The organism is Celeribacter naphthalenivorans, from assembly GCF_020524585.1.
Lineage (GTDB): Bacteria > Pseudomonadota > Alphaproteobacteria > Rhodobacterales > Rhodobacteraceae > Celeribacter > Celeribacter naphthalenivorans.
The window spans coordinates 22511-42472 of the sequence record NZ_JAIVLK010000006.1 but is presented as its reverse complement, the minus strand read 5'-3'; the positions used below and the strand labels follow the sequence as shown (position 1 = coordinate 42472).

The 19962-nt window shown below is 59.9% G+C and carries 19 protein-coding genes and 1 tRNA gene; 11 read left to right on the top strand and 9 right to left on the bottom strand.

Features of this window, described 5'->3' with window-relative positions; all coding sequences use genetic code 11:
* Positions 1-442: 442 nt before the first annotated feature.
* From LC094_RS13625 to pdxH, 6 genes are all read right to left on the bottom strand, one after another.
* Positions 443-703: a hypothetical protein gene (locus LC094_RS13625; protein ID WP_226553346.1), complete on the bottom strand. Its 261-nt coding sequence runs from the start codon at positions 701-703 to the stop codon at positions 443-445.
* Positions 704-714: 11 nt separating this feature from the next.
* Positions 715-4395: a vitamin B12-dependent ribonucleotide reductase gene (locus tag LC094_RS13620; RefSeq protein ID WP_226553345.1), complete on the bottom strand. Its 3681-nt coding sequence runs from the start codon at positions 4393-4395 to the stop codon at positions 715-717.
* An 873-nt stretch (positions 4396-5268) separates the two neighbouring features.
* A tRNA-Pro gene (locus LC094_RS13615) sits at positions 5269-5345 on the bottom strand.
* Between the two features lie 55 nt (positions 5346-5400).
* Positions 5401-5889: a DUF192 domain-containing protein gene (locus LC094_RS13610; RefSeq protein WP_404815014.1), complete on the bottom strand. Its 489-nt coding sequence runs from the start codon at positions 5887-5889 to the stop codon at positions 5401-5403.
* 1 nt (position 5890) lies between these two features.
* Positions 5891-6430, bottom strand: coding sequence for a cold-shock protein (locus LC094_RS13605; RefSeq protein WP_226553344.1), 540 nt, complete (start codon positions 6428-6430; stop codon positions 5891-5893).
* A 166-nt stretch (positions 6431-6596) separates the two neighbouring features.
* Positions 6597-7214, bottom strand: coding sequence for a pyridoxamine 5'-phosphate oxidase (pdxH, locus tag LC094_RS13600; RefSeq protein ID WP_226553343.1), 618 nt, complete (start codon positions 7212-7214; stop codon positions 6597-6599).
* A 237-nt stretch (positions 7215-7451) separates the two neighbouring features.
* Here pdxH and fabI point away from each other — a divergent pair, with 237 nt between their 5' ends.
* The 3 genes from fabI to gpt all read left to right on the top strand — a co-directional run bounded on the left by fabI (position 7452) and on the right by gpt (position 9478).
* Positions 7452-8255, top strand: a complete 804-nt coding sequence (gene fabI / locus LC094_RS13595) for an enoyl-ACP reductase FabI (protein WP_226553342.1) — start codon at positions 7452-7454, stop codon at positions 8253-8255.
* Between the two features lie 73 nt (positions 8256-8328).
* Positions 8329-8943, top strand: coding sequence for a LysE family translocator (locus tag LC094_RS13590; RefSeq protein WP_226553341.1), 615 nt, complete (start codon positions 8329-8331; stop codon positions 8941-8943).
* A gap of 31 nt (positions 8944-8974) precedes the next feature.
* Positions 8975-9478 (top strand): xanthine phosphoribosyltransferase, encoded by a 504-nt coding sequence (gpt, locus tag LC094_RS13585; protein ID WP_226553340.1) that lies wholly within the window; start codon positions 8975-8977, stop codon positions 9476-9478.
* Between the two features lie 33 nt (positions 9479-9511).
* On the opposite strand, the gene LC094_RS13580 is transcribed toward gpt, so the two are convergent.
* Positions 9512-10105, bottom strand: coding sequence for an NAD(P)H-dependent oxidoreductase (locus LC094_RS13580; protein WP_226553339.1), 594 nt, complete (start codon positions 10103-10105; stop codon positions 9512-9514).
* A gap of 118 nt (positions 10106-10223) precedes the next feature.
* On the opposite strand from LC094_RS13580, the gene LC094_RS13575 reads away from it, so the two are divergent.
* Entirely contained in the window at positions 10224-10799 is a 576-nt protein-coding gene (locus tag LC094_RS13575) for a TetR/AcrR family transcriptional regulator (RefSeq protein WP_226553338.1), read from the top strand.
* 6 nt (positions 10800-10805) lie between these two features.
* Here LC094_RS13575 and LC094_RS13570 read toward each other — a convergent pair whose 3' ends face one another.
* On the bottom strand, positions 10806-11108 hold the full coding sequence (locus LC094_RS13570; RefSeq protein ID WP_226553337.1) for a hypothetical protein: 303 nt from the start codon (positions 11106-11108) through the stop codon (positions 10806-10808).
* A 343-nt stretch (positions 11109-11451) separates the two neighbouring features.
* Here LC094_RS13570 and LC094_RS13565 point away from each other — a divergent pair, with 343 nt between their 5' ends.
* The 3 genes from LC094_RS13565 (at position 11452) to trpE (ending at position 16090) form a co-directional block, all read left to right on the top strand.
* Complete coding sequence (locus tag LC094_RS13565) at positions 11452-12636, top strand: aminotransferase (protein WP_226553336.1); 1185 nt, start codon at positions 11452-11454, stop codon at positions 12634-12636.
* Between the two features lie 64 nt (positions 12637-12700).
* Positions 12701-14554: a peptidyl-prolyl cis-trans isomerase gene (locus LC094_RS13560; RefSeq protein ID WP_226553335.1), complete on the top strand. Its 1854-nt coding sequence runs from the start codon at positions 12701-12703 to the stop codon at positions 14552-14554.
* A gap of 9 nt (positions 14555-14563) precedes the next feature.
* Positions 14564-16090, top strand: a complete 1527-nt coding sequence (gene trpE / locus LC094_RS13555; protein WP_226553334.1) for an anthranilate synthase component I — start codon at positions 14564-14566, stop codon at positions 16088-16090.
* 122 nt (positions 16091-16212) lie between these two features.
* On the opposite strand, the gene LC094_RS13550 is transcribed toward trpE, so the two are convergent.
* Positions 16213-16674 carry an Lrp/AsnC family transcriptional regulator gene (locus LC094_RS13550; RefSeq protein ID WP_226553643.1) on the bottom strand — a complete coding sequence of 154 codons (462 nt, stop codon included), beginning with the start codon at positions 16672-16674 and terminating at the stop codon, positions 16213-16215.
* 142 nt (positions 16675-16816) lie between these two features.
* Between LC094_RS13550 and LC094_RS13545 the strand changes: the two genes are divergently transcribed.
* From LC094_RS13545 to LC094_RS13530, 4 genes are read left to right on the top strand one after another with little or no spacing between them, the layout of a single operon-like run.
* Positions 16817-17122, top strand: coding sequence for a DUF2849 domain-containing protein (locus LC094_RS13545; RefSeq protein WP_226553333.1), 306 nt, complete (start codon positions 16817-16819; stop codon positions 17120-17122).
* On the top strand, positions 17115-18785 hold the full coding sequence (locus LC094_RS13540) for a nitrite/sulfite reductase (RefSeq protein WP_226553332.1): 1671 nt from the start codon (positions 17115-17117) through the stop codon (positions 18783-18785). Before LC094_RS13545 ends, LC094_RS13540 begins: the two co-directional genes overlap by 8 nt.
* The gene (locus LC094_RS13535) at positions 18775-19551 is read left to right on the top strand and encodes a phosphoadenylyl-sulfate reductase (protein ID WP_226553331.1); all 777 of its coding nucleotides are present in this window, start codon (positions 18775-18777) and stop codon (positions 19549-19551) included. Before LC094_RS13540 ends, LC094_RS13535 begins: the two co-directional genes overlap by 11 nt.
* Positions 19548-19934 carry a DUF934 domain-containing protein gene (locus LC094_RS13530; protein ID WP_226553330.1) on the top strand — a complete coding sequence of 129 codons (387 nt, stop codon included), beginning with the start codon at positions 19548-19550 and terminating at the stop codon, positions 19932-19934. The genes LC094_RS13535 and LC094_RS13530 overlap by 4 nt, the downstream gene beginning before the upstream one ends.
* Positions 19935-19962 lie beyond the last annotated feature (28 nt).

Sequence of the window (19962 nt, the reverse complement as noted above, 5' to 3'; positions counted from 1 at the left end):
TTTCACGCGACAGATCGACATAAATCCGACAAAGACAAGAAAAAAGGGGGACCAAACTGGCCCCCCTGAGGTTCGCTGATCAGGCTCATCATTGATACCGCCCGGTAAGTTTTTTTGCCTGCGGCCTGATCCGCGTCAGGGGCGAACGCATCCGCCCCGGAAAAGGAATTCTCTCAAGAACCCCTCACTCGGATGCTCCTGACGCATATGGTCGATAGAGCATCCCCACCCCGGTTCAGCCGTGAGGGGCTGAACCGTATCTCTTCATTGCCTCAGGGCGAAAAACGAAAACCGGTTCCCACTTTTCGTGCCCTTGCGGCGGGTTCTGCCGTGAGGGGCTGAACCGTATCCCATCGTTGCCTCAGGGCGAAAAACGAAAACCGGCTCCCACTTTTCGTGCCCTTGCGGCGGGTTCAGCCGTGAGGGGCTGAACCGTATTCCTTCAATGCAGCACCTGCCCCGCAGAGCTGTTGACCGAAAACGTCGCGCGGCATCCGTGTTCGCCCTCGGTGCGGTAGGTTTGCACCGAATAGGTCACCGACAGAGACGGTACGCCGAGGACAGAGACCGCGTGACTGCCGTCATAGGCATCGGCCAGCGCGCCCACGACGTTGCGGTCGAACTCCGCCTCCAAAGTGTTGCCGCGCATCGTCACGCGATCTGCCGCGCACAATTGACCGGCGATGTCGAAAACCAATTCCATTCTCATGCTCCTCAGCTACAGCCGGACGTGCCGCCGCAGGTGTTGCATTTCATGCAGGTGCCGTTGCGCACCAGCGTGTAGTTGCCGCATTCGCCACAAGCCTCGCCCTCGTAGCCTTGCATCTTTGCCTTATCGCGCGCGGTCATCGACACGGTGCCGGTGGAGAGCGCCGTTTCAGCCGTCGGCTTCACTTCCGGCACCAGCGTCTGAAGCGCGACTTCCGGATCGATGGAGCCATCAAGCGCCACGGCACCCGACTGCATTCCGCCTTGCAAAACAACGAGTTCCTGCGGCAAGCGCTTGCGCAGATAGCCGGTCGAAGAAATCTGTTTCAGCACCTCGATGGATTTCGCTGAGGCACTTTCCGACGGGGTTTTGATGTTGGACACGCCTTCGGCGGCGTCCTTGTCGAGATCGTCAAAGGCCGCGCCCTGCGGTTTGACATGCGCCAGATCGGTGCGGTCGAGGTAGCTGACGGCCAGCTCGCGGAAGATATAGTCGAGGATCGAGGTGGCGTTCTTGATCGAGTCATTGCCCTGCACCATGCCTGCCGGTTCGAATTTGGTGAAGGTGAAGGCATCGACGAACTCTTCCAGCGGCACGCCATACTGGAGACCCACGGAAACCGCGATGGCGAAGTTGTTCATCATCGCCCGGAAACCCGCACCCTCTTTGTGCATGTCGATGAAGATCTCGCCCAGAGAGCCGTCCTCATATTCGCCGGTGCGCAGATAGACCTTATGCCCGCCGACGACGGATTTCTGGGTGTAGCCTTTACGGCGATCGGGCATCTTTTCGCGGCCACGAGCGACCTCTTTGATGATGACCTTCTCGACGATCTTCTCGGCCAGCACAGCAGCTTTTTCCTGCGCGGTGCCGGAGGCAAGGATTTCCTCGGCCTCTTCGTCATCCTCGATCAAAGCGGTGGCCAACGGCTGCGACAGTTTCGAGCCGTCACGGTAAAGCGCGTTGGCTTTGGTGCCCAAGGACCAGGACAGCTCGTAAGCGGCCTGACAATCCTCGATGGTGGCGTCATTCGGCATGTTGATCGTCTTGGAGATCGCGCCGGAGATAAAGGACTGCGCCGCCGCCATCATGGTGATGTGGCTCTCAACCGACAGATAACGCTTGCCTTTTTTGCCGCAGGCATTGGCGCAATCGAAGACGTTGTAATGCTCTTCCTTGAGGAAAGGCGCACCTTCGAGGGTCATCGTGCCACAGACGTGATCATTGGCCGCCGCGATGTCTTTGGCGGTAAAGCCGAGGCTGCGCAGCAGGTCGAAAGACGGATCATTGAGCTTCGCCGCCGGAATGCCGAGCGTGCCGGTGCAGAACTCTTCGCCCAGCGTCCATTGGTTGAACACGAAGCGGATGTCGAAGGCGGACGGCAGAGCGGCCTCGATCTTGTCGATCTGCGCGGGGCCGAAGCCGTGGCCGATCAGAGCCGTGTGGTTGATCCCCGGCGCGTTGCCGATGGTGCCATGACCCACGGCGTAGGACACAATCTCCTCAATCTCAGACGAGGAATAGCCCAGCTTTTCAAGGGCTGCGGGCACGGAGCGGTTGATGATCTTGAAGTAACCACCGCCTGCGAGTTTCTTGAATTTCACCAGCGCAAAGTCCGGCTCAATCCCCGTCGTGTCGCAATCCATCACCAGACCGATGGTGCCGGTGGGCGCGATCACAGAGACCTGCGCGTTGCGATAGCCATGTTTCTCGCCAAGGGACAAAGCCTCGTCCCAAGCGGATTTTGCCAACTCGACAAGATGCGCATCGGGGCAATTGGCGTGATCCAAAGCGACCGGTTTGACCTCCAGGCCCTCATAGCCCGTGGTCTTGCCATAGGCGGCGGTGCGGTGATTGCGGATGACGCGCAGCATGTGCTCGCGGTTCTTCTCGAACTTGTCGAAGGCCCCCAGCTCACCGGCGATCTCAGCGGAGGTCGCATAGGACACGCCGGTCATGATCGCGGTCAGGGCACCGGCCAGCGCGCGACCTTCATCGCTGTCATAGCCAAAGCCCATGTTCATCAAAAGCCCGCCGATGTTGGCGTAACCCAGCCCCAGCGTGCGGAAATCATAAGAGCGCTGCGCGATCTCTTTTGAGGGGAACTGCGCCATCATCACGGAAATCTCGAGCGTCAGCGTCCAGATGCGGGTCGCGTGCATGTAGCTTTCCGCATCGAACACGCCGTCGAGCAAGAAGGTCAGCAGGTTCATCGAGGCAAGGTTACAAGCCGTGTCATCGAGGAACATGTATTCCGAGCACGGGTTGGAGCCGCGAATTTCGCCGTCTTCCGGGCAGGTGTGCCAGGCATTGATCGTGTCGTGGAACTGGATGCCGGGATCGGCACAGGCCCAGGCGGCATGGCCGACTTGCTCCCAGAGATCGCGAGCCTTGACAGTCTTGGCGACCTTCCCGTCGGTGCGGCGCAGCAGTTCCCATTCGGCATCGTCTTTCACGGCCTTGAGGAAGGCGTCGGTGACGCGCACGGAGTTGTTGGAATTCTGTCCGGAGACCGACGCATAGGCCTCAGAATCCCAATCCGTGTCGTAGGTCGGGAATTCGATCGAGGAATAGCCCTGTTTCGCGTAATCCAGCACGCGTTTGACATAGGTTTCCGGGATCGCGACCTGTTTCGCGGATTTCACAGCCGCTTTCAGAGCCGGGTTCTTAGCCGGATCAAAGGCATCGACTTCCGCGCCATCCCAAGTGCCAATCGCATCGAAAATCGCATTGAGCTGGCGTTCGTGCATCTTGGAGCCCGCGACGATGGACGCCACTTTCTGCTCTTCGATCACCTTCCAGTTGATGAAATCCTCGATGTCCGGGTGATCCATGTCGCAGATCACCATTTTCGCCGCGCGGCGCGTGGTGCCGCCGGATTTGATCGCGCCTGCCGCCCGGTCACCGATTTTCAAAAAGCCCATGAGGCCGGAGGATTTGCCACCGCCCGAAAGGCTCTCATTGGCCGCACGCAGCGAGGAAAAGTTGGTGCCGGTGCCGGAACCATATTTGAACAGACGCGCCTCACGCACCCAGAGATCCATGATGCCGCCATCGGACACGAGATCGTCGGCGACGGATTGGATAAAGCACGCGTGCGGCTGCGGATGCTCATAGGCCGAGGCCGAGCGCGTCAGCTCACCGGATTGATAATCCACATAATAATGCCCCTGCCCCGGACCGTCGATGCCATAGGCCCAATGCAGGCCGGTGTTGAACCACTGCGGAGAGTTCGGCGCACCCATTTGAGCCGCCAGCGTGAACCGCATCTCGTCGTAATAGGCTTTGGCGTCTTCTTCGGAGGAGAAATAGCCGCCCTTCCAACCCCAATAGGCCCAGGCGCCTGCGAGACGGTCAAACACCTGTTTCGCGGAGGTCTCGCCGCCGAAACGGGCCACTTCGGGCAACTTCGCGAGCTTGTCTTCGTCAGGAACAGACCGCCAGAGGAAAGACGGAACGCCTTTTTCACGAACTTTCTTCAGCGCCGCCGGCACGCCCGCCTTGCGGAAATATTTCTGCGCGATGACGTCGGAGGCGACCTGCGACCACTTGGCGGGCACTTCGCAATCGTCGAGATGAAACACCACCGTGCCGTCCGGGTTGCGGATTTCCGAGGAGGTCTTGGTGAACTCCAGTTCCGCATATGCGTCTTTGCCTGCCGTCGTGAATTTGCGTTCGATTTTCATCTGCTCAACTCTCGCGTTGTTTTGCTTTACCGCCAAATTTCCGTCACCGGCGACCCCACGACCTCCTCCACATCTTGTGTTTTCTCTTCGGCAAGAAACAAGCCCGGCTCACAGACAAATCTAAGCCATCCCGGTGCGGCCATAGCGCCCGGATGCGACAGAGATTCGTCTTAGGTCCTCAAGCTGATCCTCGGTGGCATATCCGTTCTCACCCCGGCCGCACCCTTTATTTTCAAGCCTTTCGACCTGAAAGCCGGTGCGATCCCTACGCGGATATGTCCCCCGAGACCCTTGTCTCTCGCCGTCGAAAAACAACTAAATGTAGTGTGTCCCTCATCCGGCCTCCACAATGTGCAGCGGCTGAGCCCTTGTGGTCAACGCAAAATTTACCCTTTTGAAACGCAAAAAACGTTTGACGAAAATTGCCCACAGCCCCCTACGATTCGAAGCCCCTCGCGTTAATACTTTTTTCTTTGTTTCCTATGGGTTTCGCAAAATTCGTTAAGATTTTGCACAAGCAGATGTGGATAAGTGACCGCGACAAAAAAACGCTCGGCCTGCCCCCTGTGTGGCACGTTTGCACAATTCATCAGCATACTACATCTAGTGGACCAAGCGATGCGAAGGATGGCTCAAAAACGCCAGTTTTCTCAGGAAAAACCCTGAAAACCAGCGGGGTTAGCCACCAAATCGGCGCATATATACCGTCATCGCACATATATGCGACCAAGGCAGCCACGCTCGAATCATTTTTATGACGCACTCACAAGTTGTCCCGCCCGGCACCGGTTTCAGATCGACCAAAACAGGACGCGCGCAGCAAACCGTCATATAAACGGGCACGGAGCCGGACATCATGCTGAGAGGAGAAAGTGGTCGGGGCGGCGAGATTCGAACTCACGACCCCCTGTACCCAAAACAGGTGCGCTACCAGACTGCGCCACGCCCCGACCGTGCGCCTCTCCTACCGTGCAAACGCGCGGTTGAAAAGCACTTATTTGCGTCTCAGTCGGTGAGACAGGGATCCGCCGCCTCGGCCCCAAAGGCAGGATGGCGGAGATGATCGCCGGGACGAATGCCCAAAGCACGCGCCAGACCGCCATTGATTTCAAGCACCGCATAGACGGCATCGCCCCCCGCAATCGGGGTCCGGTCCAAAGGCACGGCCTCGTCATGCACACGGGTCACCACGCCACGCTGATCAACAAAGATCATATCCAGCGGGATCAAGGTGTTGGCCATCCAAAACGACACCGGCTGCGGCTTTTCATAGACGAACAACATGCCATGCGAGCGCGGCATCTCGGGCCGGTTCATCAGGCCAAGCGCCCGTTCACCGGCGTCGTCGGCAATCTCGACCGAAAAACGCGCCTGCGTCTCTGGCCCAGAGATCACCACCTCATCCATGCGGCAGGTGTTTTGCGCCAGCGCAGGCATGGCGGCGACGCAAAAGATCGCGGTCAAAAGTGTCGGGACACGCGACAGGTGGCGCATCTCAGGCCTCCGCCTCTTGCGCCTCACGCAGAGCCACATCCCAGGCGGTGACATGCGCGGCCATCCGGCCCCGACGCCCGTCGATGACGCGCAGCCCGACGGCCTCGCCCGGCATCAAATCGGCCAGACCGGAACGGCGCAGCACTTCGATATGGATGAAAACATCCTCAGGGCGCCCAAAAACATTGGCAAACCCAAAGCCTTTGCCCTTGTCGAACCATTTCACACGCGCGGGTTCGAGCGGCAAGGACAGGCTTTCCTCATCGATCTCTTCGAGGTCTTCCAGCATCGTCCCGGTGCCCGGCGCCGGGGGTGCAATCTCAAGCACCTCGACCGCCTGCACACCGCGATCCGTGCTTTGCACCACCAGCCGCACCATAGCGGCATCCGCTACGGAGCTTTGCCCGAAGTTGCGCAGAACATTTGCATGCAACAAAATATCCGGACCGCCGTCATCGGCGATCACAAAACCAAAACCGCGAGTCGGATCGAACCATTTTACATGGCCCGAAACGACCTTCCCCAAGTCTGTGTCGTTCATTCTCTCATTTACTCATAAGGGCCAATGCGCATTTCGACTGGCCCATAACAGGGGGTACGCACCCCTCATCCCGCTCTGAACCTGAGACAATCGAGCGGAAGGTGCAAGCCCCCTTCCCCCTGTCTTTTTGATCAGTTGCAAAGCTGACCTAACGTAAACCAAACTCTCAAGGGTTCAGGCGCAGAATGTTCCACGCCGCGTCCGGGCTCTCGCGACGCCAGCGGAAGCGGTCGTGCAAACGGAACTCACCATCGGCCCAGAACTCGATCTCCAAAGGCGTGATCCGATAGCCGCCCCAGAACGGCGGGCGTTTCGGTTTGGGGCCGTGTTTGAGGCCCTCTTTGGCCACGGCTTCCATCAGTGCGGTCTTTGACGCGAGCGGTCGCGATTGTTGGCTGGCCCAGGCGCCGATGCGCGATCCGAGCGCGCGGGATTGGTAATAGGCGTCCGAGGCCTCCGGCGTTTCACGGGCAATCAGGCCGCGCACACGGACCTGACGGCGCAGCGATTTCCAATGCATGACAAAGGCTGCTTTTCCTGCACTTTCAATCTCTTGCCCCTTGGCACTCTCATAGTTGGTGAAAAACACAAAGGCGTCGTCAGCGATCTCTTTCAAGAGCACCATCCGCACATTCGGCAGGCCTCCCTCGTCCACCGTGGCGATCGCGATGGCATTAGGATCGTTGATCTCCTTGGCCTCGGCTTCGGTCAACCAACGTCGCGAAATCTCGAACGGGTCGTCTCCGGCGAAAATGCCTTTGCGGGGGACATCTGCTGACACCATGGCGGCTCTCCTCTGGCGGCGTTCTTAGTTGTTTTCGGGATAGTCCTATTGCGCCCGAGCGACAAGACAAACCCCACGCACACCCCGCCTGTCCCCGGTTTAAACAGCGACGCACAAGCGGTTTGCAGCGGCCAAATGACCCTACGTCGTGAATTTGCCGGGGCCAGACTTGATCGCTTTGCGCAAAACCCCTAAAGCACGTTTCAACATCAAATAATAAGCGGAACAAGACACGCCATGACGAAACTGATGGACGGCAAACGCGGGCTGATCATGGGCCTTGCCAACGACAAATCAATCGCCTGGGGCATTGCCAAAGCGCTCTCCGATCATGGCGCCGAGCTGTGTTTTTCTTATCAAGGTGAACAGCTTAAGAAACGGGTCGATCCGCTGGCCGAACGTCTGGGGTCCGATTTCGTTCTGGAATGCGACGTCTCCGACGAAGCCTCGATGGATGCGCTTTTTGCCGAAATCGAAGCGAAATGGGGCAAGCTCGACTTTATCGTGCATGCCATCGGCTTCTCTGACAAAAACGAGCTGCGCGGTCGTTACGTTGACACCACGCGCGCCAACTTCAATCTGACCATGGATATCTCCGTCTTCTCCTTCACCGCCGTCGCACAGCGCGCCGCTAAGCTGATGACCGAGGGCGGCTCGATGCTGACCATGACCTATTACGGTGCTGAGCGCGTGATGCCGCATTACAATGTGATGGGCGTCGCCAAGGCTGCTCTGGAGGCCTCCGTGCGCTACCTCGCCGAAGATCTGGGCAAAGACGGCATCCGCGTCAACTCGATCTCCGCCGGTCCGATCAAGACGCTTGCCGCCTCCGGCATCGGCGACTTCCGCTACATCATGAAGTGGAACGAATACAACTCGCCGCTGCGTCGCAATGTGACCATCGACGATGTGGGCAATTCCGCGCTGTACCTGCTCTCCGATCTGGGCGCGGGCGTGACCGGCGAGACCCACCATGTGGATGCGGGCTACCATGTCGTCGGCATGAAGGCCGTCGACGCCCCGGACATCTCCAAGGGCTGATCTGCACCATAAACGCTTTGAAAACGGGGGCTTCGGCTCCCGTTTTGGTTTACAGATGTCTTTGGGAGGAGACATGACCCTCGCGATTTTTCTATCCATTTTGAGCCTGCATCTCGTCGCCGCCATGTCGCCCGGCCCCTCTTTCGTGGTCTCCGTGCGCACTGCCGCCTCCGAAGGCTTTCGCCCCGCCTTCGGGCTTGCCGTGGCCTTTGGATTGGGGGCGGTGATCTGGGCGCTGGCCGCCATGTCCGGCCTCTCGATCCTGTTCGAAATTTTCCCCCGCGCCTATCTCGCCTTCAAACTCGCGGGCGGGCTTTTCCTAATCTGGATCGGCTATAAGACCTTCCGCCATGCACATGATCCGCTGCCCGAAACCACGTTGCTCGCCAGCCCGCGTTCGCTCGCCAATGCCTTTCGCCTCGGCCTCATGACGCAATTGTCGAACCCGAAGCCTGCGGTGTTTTTCGGTGCGGTCTTTGCCGGGCTGATCCCGCCCGAGACCTCTTTGGCCGTTAAGGGCTTGTTGTTGTTTTTCGTCTTTTTTGACGAAACACTGTGGTATGTGATTGTCGCGCGGCTTTTTTCACGGCAAAAAGCACGACAAGCCTATGGCCGGGCCAAGCTTTGGACCGACCGCGCCCTTGGCGGTATGATCGCCCTGTTCGGGGTCCGGATCGCAACCCAATAAGCCGCCCAACTTGTTGAAAGGATCAAAAGAGATGTCCGACCGCCTGCCCCATGAAAAAGGCTTTCACATCAGCTGGGATCAGATTCACCGCGACAGCCGGGCGCTGGCGTGGCGGCTCGACGGCAAAGGGCCGGATGACGGCGCGTGGCGTGCCATCGTGGCGATCACCCGCGGCGGCATGGCGCCCGCGATGATCATTGCGCGTGAGCTGGACATCCGCACGGTCGATACGATTTCGGTGAAATCCTACGACCACCAAAATCAATCCGACGCCGTGGTGCTCAACGCGCCGAATGACGAGATGATGGGCGACGGCACCGGCATTCTGGTGATCGACGATCTGGTGGACAGCGGCAAGACGCTTGAGCTGGTCCGCTCGATGTATCCCAACGCGCATTTCGCCACCGTCTACGCCAAGCCGAAAGGCCGGCCGCAAGTCGACAGCTACATCACCGAAGTGTCTCAGGACACGTGGATTTTCTTTCCATGGGATATGGCGATGCAATACGTCAAACCCTATCGCGGTCGCGACTAAGACACATAACTAAGGGGCCAAGCGGCCCCTTGTTCATGCGCCCTTCACCCCCAGAGCCTCGACCTTTTTGAGCCAGCGCGACACGGTTTTGGGCGTCGCATCGGTGGCGCCCGCGAATTGCGTCAGCCGCACCGGTTTGATGCCGACAAATCCCAAGATATGGCCTTTGAGCGTCGACGCAATCGGATTGCGATAGGCCAGCCAGAGAAACCACGTCGGCGTATCTGACGTCAGTACCACCCGCGCGCTGCGCCCCGTCAGCATCGGCGCAGGCATGCCGAAGCGGTTCGGATTGCGCGTGTCAAACGTCCGCCCCGGCAAGAACGCGCGATCAAAGAGCCCCTTGAGTTTGGCGGGCAGCCCGCCCCACCACATCGGCGCGACGATCACCACATGCTCCGCCCACGCGATATTCGCCATGACCTCTTCGAGATCGGTCTCCAGCGGCTTGACGTCTTTGTAGCCCGCGCGTTCGAAATCCATGTCGAACTTCAGGCTGTTCAAATGCTGAAGACGCGTCTCGAACCCTGCGGATTTCGCGGCCTTCGTGTAGGTTTCAGCGAGTGTTTTCGACAGAGACGTCTCGGCCGGATGACCATTCAGGATGTAGATACGCGTTTTGGACATGATGTCCCCCAGACTAAATTGACCACGGTCATTTTCATAGATTCTAAAAGTGACCACGGTCAATAATTAAATTTGACCACAGTCAAAAAACATGCACACTCCCCGCATGACGAACCCCATGACCAAACCGATCCAGAAACGCGCGCTCGCAACCCGAGACAAGCTGCTCACAGCCGCGAAATATCTGATTTCAAAAGAAAGTTTCGAGGCCCTGCGCGTCGAGGACGTGGTGCGCGCGGCGGGTGTCGCCAAGGGCACGTTTTTCGCGCATTTCAAAGATAAAGACGCGTTGATGGAGCAGATCATCGGCGCGCGTATGGCCGATTTGATCGCAGAAACGGCAGACGCGCAAACGCCGAAGGATATTCGGGAGATGGTCGAACGGCTCCTGCCGCTGATCCATTTCATGACATCGGAGCGCTATGTCTTCGATGTGATCATCCGCCACTCGGGCGCGGCGGCGATTTCGGACATCGGGCCGATTGCTACGCAGTTCGATGAACAAATCGCCCTCTTCGCCCGCTGGGCGCGCGAGGCTCCCTACCGCCCCGACATCGCGCCGGAATTGGTCGGCGAAGGCATCAGCGCGTTTTTCATTCAGGCCATCGCATTGAATTTCTGCGCGCTGAACAGCCGTCAGGCGTTGGAGAGCCGGCTGGAGAGCTATCTCGACGCCTGGCTCTGTCCGAAGTAAGTCGGTTCAGGCCGCAGAGGCCGCGCCTTGCGAGCGCCAGAGCATATCCTGAACGTTTTCAATCGCATGTTCGGCGAAAGCGAGACTGTTTTCGCGATCAAACCCACGCATCGCCGCGTCAATCGCACCACAGGCCGAGCGCACCAGATAGCCCGCCTGGCGCGGCATCATCTCATAAGAGGCATCGCGGATGTCCTCCGTCATCTCCTCTTCGCGCGCCTGATCGCCCTCGCGCGCAGCCGTCAAAGCGGCCCGAAGCGCGTCAATCAATGTGTCATATCCGTTCGGTGCGGCGAAACCATATGCCATATCTGTAACCTCATTTATCCTGTTGTGGCGCCGGGTTGATCCCCGGAGCCTGTCTGCTTTTGTCCTCTCGCACGCGCCCCCGTTTCAAATTCGGATGCGCCTCTTGTGAAGAGGCACTTGGGGGCGTTTTTCTTCAAAGTCATCCAAGAGTGAGACAAAAGAGGTAAACAAACCTTGAAGACGCCTGATCAAAACCGCACAACCAGAGTGAACGTCTTTTTTTTCAGCAACTTGCCTGCGTTTTGATCCGATTGCAGGCAGCCTGCGCTCTGCACGAGAGGCGATTGCATCCCCCGCAGCCGCCCCCTACTCTCAGAGCAACTTCAAGACCGAGGATTTCCAAATGCTGACACCTCTTGCCGCCCCCATGGCCCGCACCTTTGCCTCGCCCATCGTGGCCTCTCGTAAATGGGCCGAAGGTGTCACCTTTCCGCCCGAGCGCCCGTTGATCAACGTGAGCCAGGCCGCGCCGATGGAGGCGCCGCCGCTGCCCCTGCGCCAAGAGATCGCCCGCATGGCGATGGACGACACCAGCGCTCATCTTTACGGACCGGTTCTGGGCCTGCCGGAGCTGCGCAGCCAGATCGCCAAGGATTGGACAAAAGCCTATCACGCAGACATCACCGTCGATCAGGTCGCCATCACCGCCGGTTGCAATCAGGCGTTCACCTCTGTGATGAGCACGATTGCCGCGCCGGGCGACGAGGTCATTCTGGTCGCGCCATGGTATTTCAACCATAAAATGTGGTGCGATATGTCGGGCGTCACCGCCGTGCCTTTGGTCGCAGGCGACGATCTTTTGCCCGATCTCGAAGAGGCCGCGCGTCTGATCAGCCCACGCACCCGCGCCATGGTGTTGATCACGCCGAACAATCCGGGCGGCGTGGAATATCCGCCGGAGCTTTTGACGAAATTCTACGCGCTGGCCCGTGATCGTGGCATCATGTTGATCTTGGATGAGACCTATCGCGATTTCGACAGCCGCACGGAGGTGCCGCATTACCTGTTCCGGCAAAAGGGCTGGCAGGATACGTTGGTGCATCTTTATTCCTTCTCGAAAGCGTTTCGCCTCACCGGCCACCGCGTGGGCGCCGTGATCAGCTCCGCGGAACGGCTCGAACAGGTGGAGAAATACCTCGACACCGTGTCGATCTGTCCCAATCAAATCGGCCAGAAGGCGGCGCTTTGGGGGCTGCAAAACCTCAGCGACTGGGTCGCGGGCGAGCGCGCCGAAATTCTGTCGCGGCGTCAGGCCATCATCGATGGTTTCCCGCAACTTGAGGCCAAAGGCTGGCGCCTTTTGGGCTGCGGCGCGTTCTTCGCCTATGTCAGCCACCCCTTCGAGATGCCGTCGTCGGAACTGGCCCCTTGGCTGGTGCGCGAGGCCGGTGTACTCTTGTTGCCGGGCACGACATTCATGCCCGAAGGCGACAAACGCGCCGAGCATCAGCTCCGCATTGCATTCGCCAATATCGATCAAGCCGGGATCACGGAGCTTTTCACCAGATTGGCCCAAATCACACCCTGATCTGCCTTGCCCTCGGTTTCGCTTGCCCCTACACAGTTTCCCAACCTTGAAGGAGACTAAAAACATGGCGAGCGGCAAGGGTTCTGGCACGAAAATGGTGGTGTGGGGCCTGATGGGCCTCCTGATCGTCGGTTTGGGCGGTTTTGGTACGGCAAATTTTGGCGGTTCCGTGACCCGCGTTGGCGCGGTTGGCGATGAAGGTGTCTCCACCAATGCCTATGCGTCCGCGTTGCAAAACCAGATGCGCGCCATCGAGGCCCAAACCGGCCAGCCGTTTTCCGTGGCACAGGCGCTGGAATTCGGCCTGTCGCAACAGGTGCTCGACCAGCTTTTTTCGCAGGCCGCCTTGGATGCGGAAACCGCGCGCGTCGGCCTCTCCGTGGGCGACGATGCCGTGCGCCGCGAGCTGTTGAACATCGACGCGTTCAAAGGTCTCGACGGCAAGTTCGATGCCGAGGCCTATCGTCAGGCCCTGTCGCGCAACAACATGACCGACAAGGGCTTTGAGGACAATCTGCGCAAGGAAGCCGCGCGGTCGCTTTTGACCGGCGCTTTGGCCACCGGCATCACCATGCCGCCCTCTTACGGCCAGGTTGTGGTCGATTGGCTGGGCGAACGCCGCACCGTGTCCGTCGCCACGCTCGAAGCCGACGCGCTTGAAACCGGCGCACCGATTGCCTCCGAGAGCGACATTCAGGCTTGGTATGACGCCCACCCCGACGCCTACACCGCGCCCGAGGCCCGTCGCATCACCTACGCATGGCTCACGCCCGCGATGATCATGGATGAGGTCGATCTCGACGAGGAGGCGCTGCGCAAACTCTATGACGAGAACATCACCAGCTACATCCAGCCGGAGCGCCGTCTGGTCGAGCGTCTGGTCTATGGTTCCGAGGACGAGGCTCAGGCCGCCGCCGACCGCATCGCGGCAGGCGAGACGAGCTATGAAGACGAGGTCACCGCGCGTGGGCTCGATCTCATTGACGTCGATATGGGCGATGTTTCCGAGGGGGATCTATCCACCGCGGCGGGCCCTGCGGTCTTTGCGTTGGACGGCACCGGCGTCGTCGGCCCCGTGATGTCCGATCTCGGCCCGGCGCTTTACCGCGTCAACGGAACTCTGGCGGGGTCTGAAGTGTCCTTTGAAGAGGCGCGTGAGGAATTGGCCGCCGTGATGAGCACCGATGCCGCCGCGCGTCTGATCTCCGGTCTGCTGGAAGAATTCGACAACGATTTGGCCGAAGGCTACACGCTCGAAGACCTCGCCAACGAGACCAAAATGGAGCTTGACACGATGGATTGGACGCCGTCGAGCGAGGGGGGCATCGCCGCCTATACCGCGTTCAAACAAGCCGCCTCTGAGGTGACTTTGGACGATTACCCCGAGATCATCGAATTGTCCGATGGTGGCATTTTCGCGCTGCGCCTCGACGAAATCGTGTCCGCGACACGGATGCCGCTGGACGAGGTGCGTGATCAGGTGACCGCCGATTGGGAAGCCGACGCGCTACAACAACGTCTGACCGAGCGCGCCGAAGCATTTGAAACCGAGGTCGCCACCGGCAAGCTGATCACCGATCTGGGCCTGCCGTCCGAGACCTTCTCGGCGATCACGCGTCAGGATTTCCTGTCCACCATGCCCGAGGGCTTCATGGATGCGGTCTTTGCGCCGGGTCTTCAGGCCGGTGGCACCACCTTGATCCCGGGCGACAACCGCGTTGTCATCGCCAAGATCGACACGATCGAGCCGCCCGCAAGCACCGATGAGAACACCACCATCGCAGAGAGCTATATCACCTCCGCCGCGCAGGGCGCTGCCACGGATGTGATCGACGCTTTCACAGAAGCGCTTCGGACCCGCGAAGGGGTGACGATCAACCAGACGGCACTCACCGCCATTCACAGCCAGATGCAATAAGAGACACTCATGGCCACGCTCATCCCGACCTATTCCGAGTTTGAAACCGGCTTTGCCCAAGGCAAAAACCAGTTGGTCTACGCCAAAGTGGCCGCCGATCTCGACACGCCGGTGTCGATCATGCTCAAACTCGCGGGCGCCCGCACCGACAGTTTCATCCTCGAATCCGTCACCGGCGGCGAGGTGCGCGGGCGCTATTCCATCATCGGCATGAAGCCCGATCTGATCTGGAAATGCGAAGGTACGGGCGGTGAGGCGAAAGCCTCGATCAACCGCAATGCGCGCTTTGACGACGACAGCTATGTCGTTGACGACAAGGACCCTTTGTCCTCGATCCGCGCGTTGATTGACGAGAGCCGCATCGACATTCCCGATGAATTGCCGGGCGCTGCTGCCGGTCTCTTTGGCTACTTGGGCTACGATATGATCCGGCTCGTGGAACATCTGCCCAATGTGAACCCCGACCCGATCGGCCTTCCGGATGCGGTCCTGATGCGGCCCTCTCTGGTGGCGATCCTCGATGGGGTCAAAGGCGATGTGATCCTCGTCTCCCCCGCTTGGGCCTCCTCTGGACTGTCGGCCAAAGCCGCCTATGCGCAGGCCGCCGAACGCGTGATGGATGCCCTGCGCGATCTCGAACGCGCGCCGTCTGAGGCCAGCCACGAAATGGGCGAAGCTTACGTGGCGCCCCCCGCCACCTCGAACTTTACCCACGAGGGCTACAAAGCCGCCGTCGAGAAAGCGAAAGAATACATCACCGCAGGCGACATCTTCCAAGTCGTGCCCGCGCAGCGCTGGACGCAAGACTTCCCGCTGCCGCCCTTCTCGCTCTACCGGAGCCTGCGCCGCACCAACCCGTCGCCCTTCATGTTCTTCTTCAACTTCGGCGGCTTCCAGATCATCGGCGCCTCGCCCGAAATCCTCGTGCGCGTCTTCGATGGCGAGGTCACCATCCGCCCGATCGCTGGCACCCGCAAACGTGGCGCGACGCCCGCCGAGGACAAAGCGCTCGAAGAAGATCTGTTGTCCGATGAAAAGGAACTGGCCGAGCACCTGATGCTTCTCGATCTGGGCCGCAATGACACCGGCAAGGTCTCGAAAATCGGCACGGTGCATCCGACCGAAGAGTTCATCATCGAACGCTATTCGCACGTCATGCACATCGTCTCCAACGTGGTGGGCGAACTGCGCGAGGACGAGGACGCGCTCTCCGCCCTGCTCGCAGGCCTGCCCGCAGGCACCGTCTCCGGCGCGCCGAAAGTCCGCGCCATGGAGATCATCGACGAGCTGGAGCCCGAGAAACGCGGCGTCTATGGCGGCGGCGTGGGCTACTTTTCCGCAGGTGGCGACATGGACATGTGCATCGCGTTGCGCACCGCCGTTTTGAAAGACGAAAAGCTCTATATCCAAGCCGGCGGCGGCGTGGTCTACGACAGCTCGCCCGAGGGCGAATACCAAGAAACCGTCAACAAATCCAACGCGCTGCGCAAAGCGGCCGAGGATGCGGGCCTGTTCACACGCTCCGGCAATCGCTGAGCTGACCGCCACTTAGGACCAAGGGCGCATCGGTCACCCGCTGCGCCCTTTCTTTTGCCAGACCTTCTTTTGTCCTGAAATATCCTGCGGGGGTCCGGGGGTGCAAAACCCCCGGCATTCTCTCAAAGCGGCAACATCGTCGTCGATTTGATCTCTTCCATCGACAAAAGCGCCGTCACATTATAGATCGACACCTCCCCTATCAGCGCCTGGTAAAACTCGTCGTAGGCCTTGGCGTTCTTCACCCGAACCTTGAGGATATAGTCGATCTCCCCCGCCAGCCGGTGCGCCTCCAAGACCTCGGGGCGCTTTTGCAGCACCTTGAGGAATTTCTCCTGCCACCCCGCCTCATGGGCGCTGGTGCGCACGAGGACAAAGAAACAGGCCTCAAGACCGAGGCTTTCCGGGTCCAAAATCACCGTCTGCTGTCCGATGACGCCCGCATCCTTCATTTTGCGAATGCGATTCCACACCGGCGTCTTCGAAGAGCCGACTTTGCGGGCAATTTCGTCCAGAGACTGGCTTGCATCGCGTTGCAGCTCGGCCAGAATTTTCCGGTCCATCGCGTCGATCTGGTCCACCATTTCGATTTTCCTTTCCATATCGGAATTCCGGCCTCTCTGCCGCTAGGGAAAGGAACAATCATCCTTATCTCTCCGCGCATCTGGCCAGATATTGGGACAATGTTCTAAATTAATGGCAAGAAATCGCAAGTTGGAAAAAGCCATGCCGCGCCCGTTTACGCCCAAAGCCATCACCGCCAACGCCCTTTTAGAGGGCGATGTGATCTATCTCGATGATCAAGGCCAGTGGGTCCGCGACCTGCGTCAGGCCCGTGCCTTCACCGAAGCCGAGGTCGCCGACGCCGCTCTGGCCGAGGCCGCGAAAGACGGCATGGTGGTCGGCGCCTATCTGACCGACATCAAGCTGGGCGAAAACGGCCCCGAGCCCACGCACTTCCGCGAGGAGTTCCGCCGCACCGGACCGTCCAACTACTTCCACGGCAAACAGGAGGCCGAAGCCCATGTATAAGTACAACGACTTCGACGAAGCCTTTGTCCGCGAGCGCGTCGCTCAGTTCTCCGCTCAGGTGGCCCGCCGCATCGACGGCAGCCTGACGGAGGAAGAGTTCCGCCCGCTGCGCCTGATGAACGGCCTCTACCTGCAACTGCACGCCTATATGCTGCGGGTCGCGATCCCCTATGGCACGCTCAACAGCGGCCAGATGGATCAGCTTGCTCATATTGCCGAAACCTATGATCGTGGTTACGGCCATTTCACCACGCGGCAGAACATTCAGTACAACTGGCCGAAGCTGCCCGATGTGCCCGCGATCCTCACGGATCTGGCGGATGTCGAAATGCATGCGATCCAGACCTCGGGCAACACGATCCGCAACGTCACCGCCGACCATTTCGCGGGTGCGGCCGCCGATGAGGTCGCCGATCCGCGCCCCGTCGCCGAGCTGGTGCGTCAGTGGTCCACCGATCACCCGGAATTCCAGTTCCTGCCCCGCAAATTCAAAATCGCCGTCTCCGGCGCCAAAGCCGACCGTGCGGTGATCAAGGCGCATGACATCGGGCTCTACCTGCGCGAGCAGGACGGCGAGATCGGCGCTCAAATCATCGTCGGTGGCGGCCTGGGCCGCACGCCGATGGTGGGCAAGGTGCTGAAAGACTTCGTGTCTCTCGCAGACCTCCTGCCCTATCTCGAGGCCACCGTATCGGTATGGAACCTCTTGGGCCGCCGCGACAACAAATACAAAGCCCGGATCAAGATCACCGTGCATGAGCATGGCATCGAGGACATCCGCGCCCGTGTCGAAGCACGCTTTGCCCAAGTCAAACCGCTGTTCGGCGGCATCGACATGGCGATGCTCGAAGAAATCAAAGCCGCCTTCGCCCCGCCCGCCTTCGTTGAGGCCGCGACCGAGGCCTATGACCGCGCGTATGCCACCGATGCGGTGTTCCGCGCCTGGGCTGACACCAACCTGTCCGCGCACCGCGCGCCGGGCTATGCCATCGCGACCGTGTCAATCAAAACGCCGGGCCAGACGCCGGGCGACGCAAGCGCCGATCAAATGCGGGTGCTGGCGCAACTCGCACGCGATTATGGCCACGACGAGCTGCGCATCTCGCATGAGCAGAACGTCATCCTGCCGCATGTCCATAAATCCGACCTGCCGGCGATCCACGCAGCACTCAAAGAGGCCGGGCTTGCGGCCGCAAACATCGGTCTGGTGAGCGACATCATCGCCTGCCCCGGCATGGATTACTGCGCGCTGGCCACCGCCCGCTCGATCCCCGTGGCACAAGGCATTGCGACGCGCTTCGACGAGCTGAAACTCGAACATGAGATCGGCCCGCTCAAGATCAAGATCTCCGGCTGCATCAACGCCTGTGGGCACCACCATGTCGGTCACATCGGCATTTTGGGCCTCGACCGCGCGGGTGTGGAGAACTACCAGATCACGCTGGGCGGCGACGGCACCGAAGACATGGTGATCGGCGAGCGCACCGGACCAGGCTTTGCCTATGACGAGATCATCCCCGCGATTGAGCGCATTCTTGCGACCTATCTGGAGCTGCGCGAGGCCCCTGAGGAAACCTTCCTCGAGGCTTATCGCCGCCTCGGCATGGCGCCGTTCAAGGACGCGCTCTATCCTCCGAAAGAGGAAAAAGCGAATGCAGCATAATCTGGCGGAAGCCATCTCTTTGCGCGAGGAGTTCGGCTCGGTCGACGACCGGGTCGCGCGCCTCAACGCGCGCTACGCCAACCATTCCGCGACCTCGGTGCTTGAACTGGCGCTGAGGGATCGGGAGTTGGGGCGGATCGCGCTTGTGTCGTCTTTTGGCGCCGAAAGCGTCGTGCTCTTGCACATGATTTCGGTGATGAAACCGGACACGCCGGTGATTTTCATCGACACGGAAATGCTGTTCGAAGAGACGATCCAATATCAGCTCGAGTTGATCGACAAGCTCGACCTGCGCGATGTGCGGCGCATTTCGCCCTCGCCCGCGCGCGTGGCCGCGCATGATCCCGACGGGTTGTTGCACCTGTCGAACAAGGACGCCTGCTGCGATCTGCGCAAGACCGTGCCGCTGCAACAGGCTCTGGGCAATTTCGACGCCTGGATCACCGGACGCAAACGCTTTCAGGGGTCGACCCGCGCCAGTCTCGATTTCTTCGAGAATGAGGATGACACGCGGATCAAGATCAATCCTCTCGCCTATTGGGCGCCTGAGGATCTGAAAGACTACATGATCAACAACCGCCTGCCGCGCCATCCTTTGGTTGCGAAGGGCTACCCGTCGATCGGCTGTGCACCCTGCACCAGCCCGGTCAAAGAGGGCGAAGACCCGCGGGCGGGCCGCTGGCGGGGCGAAGACAAAACGGAATGCGGGATTCACTTCGTCAACGGCAAGATCGTGCGCGGCCCGATTACAGGAGATGCATCATGAGCGTGATTGTACGCGACACTGGGTTTGTGGCCGAGGACTATGCCGGAGAGTGGGTTGACCTGCCCTCCGACACCGATCCCGAAAGCCTTGCCCAACACGGCAATGCGGCGGCGATCCGCATCGCCTTTCCGGCGTTTAGCGATGGCCGTGGCTTTACGCTCGCGCGCCTTCTGCGGCTTCAGGGCTTTCAGGGCCGTTTGCGCGCCGAGGGTCATGTGATTTGCGAACAATATGCCATGGCGCGGCGTTCGGGCTTTGACGAGGTAGAGATCAGCGACGATCTGGCGGCACGCCAGCCCGAAGACCTATGGCTGACGCGCGCCGATTGGCGGGCGCATGACTATCAGTCGCGGGTGCGCGGCGGCTTGCATACCGGGGCCTAAGCGGTCAGAAAGGGCACATTCCCGGCGC

Excerpts from the sequence above, each read along its gene's own strand:
- LC094_RS13625 (WP_226553346.1), bottom strand. The coding sequence starts at position 703 with ATGGAATTGGTTTTCGACATCGCCGGTCAATTGTGCGCGGCAGATCGC.
- LC094_RS13620 (WP_226553345.1), bottom strand. The coding sequence starts at position 4,395 with ATGAAAATCGAACGCAAATTCACGACGGCAGGCAAAGACGCATATGCG.
- LC094_RS13610 (WP_404815014.1), bottom strand. The coding sequence starts at position 5,889 with ATGCGCCACCTGTCGCGTGTCCCGACACTTTTGACCGCGATCTTTTGC.
- LC094_RS13605 (WP_226553344.1), bottom strand. The coding sequence starts at position 6,430 with ATGAACGACACAGACTTGGGGAAGGTCGTTTCGGGCCATGTAAAATGG.
- pdxH (WP_226553343.1), bottom strand. The coding sequence starts at position 7,214 with ATGGTGTCAGCAGATGTCCCCCGCAAAGGCATTTTCGCCGGAGACGAC.
- fabI (WP_226553342.1), top strand. The coding sequence starts at position 7,452 with ATGACGAAACTGATGGACGGCAAACGCGGGCTGATCATGGGCCTTGCC.
- LC094_RS13590 (WP_226553341.1), top strand. The coding sequence starts at position 8,329 with ATGACCCTCGCGATTTTTCTATCCATTTTGAGCCTGCATCTCGTCGCC.
- gpt (WP_226553340.1), top strand. The coding sequence starts at position 8,975 with ATGTCCGACCGCCTGCCCCATGAAAAAGGCTTTCACATCAGCTGGGAT.
- LC094_RS13580 (WP_226553339.1), bottom strand. The coding sequence starts at position 10,105 with ATGTCCAAAACGCGTATCTACATCCTGAATGGTCATCCGGCCGAGACG.
- LC094_RS13575 (WP_226553338.1), top strand. The coding sequence starts at position 10,224 with ATGACCAAACCGATCCAGAAACGCGCGCTCGCAACCCGAGACAAGCTG.
- LC094_RS13570 (WP_226553337.1), bottom strand. The coding sequence starts at position 11,108 with ATGGCATATGGTTTCGCCGCACCGAACGGATATGACACATTGATTGAC.
- LC094_RS13565 (WP_226553336.1), top strand. The coding sequence starts at position 11,452 with ATGCTGACACCTCTTGCCGCCCCCATGGCCCGCACCTTTGCCTCGCCC.
- LC094_RS13560 (WP_226553335.1), top strand. The coding sequence starts at position 12,701 with ATGGCGAGCGGCAAGGGTTCTGGCACGAAAATGGTGGTGTGGGGCCTG.
- trpE (WP_226553334.1), top strand. The coding sequence starts at position 14,564 with ATGGCCACGCTCATCCCGACCTATTCCGAGTTTGAAACCGGCTTTGCC.
- LC094_RS13550 (WP_226553643.1), bottom strand. The coding sequence starts at position 16,674 with ATGGTGGACCAGATCGACGCGATGGACCGGAAAATTCTGGCCGAGCTG.
- LC094_RS13545 (WP_226553333.1), top strand. The coding sequence starts at position 16,817 with ATGCCGCGCCCGTTTACGCCCAAAGCCATCACCGCCAACGCCCTTTTA.
- LC094_RS13540 (WP_226553332.1), top strand. The coding sequence starts at position 17,115 with ATGTATAAGTACAACGACTTCGACGAAGCCTTTGTCCGCGAGCGCGTC.
- LC094_RS13535 (WP_226553331.1), top strand. The coding sequence starts at position 18,775 with ATGCAGCATAATCTGGCGGAAGCCATCTCTTTGCGCGAGGAGTTCGGC.
- LC094_RS13530 (WP_226553330.1), top strand. The coding sequence starts at position 19,548 with ATGAGCGTGATTGTACGCGACACTGGGTTTGTGGCCGAGGACTATGCC.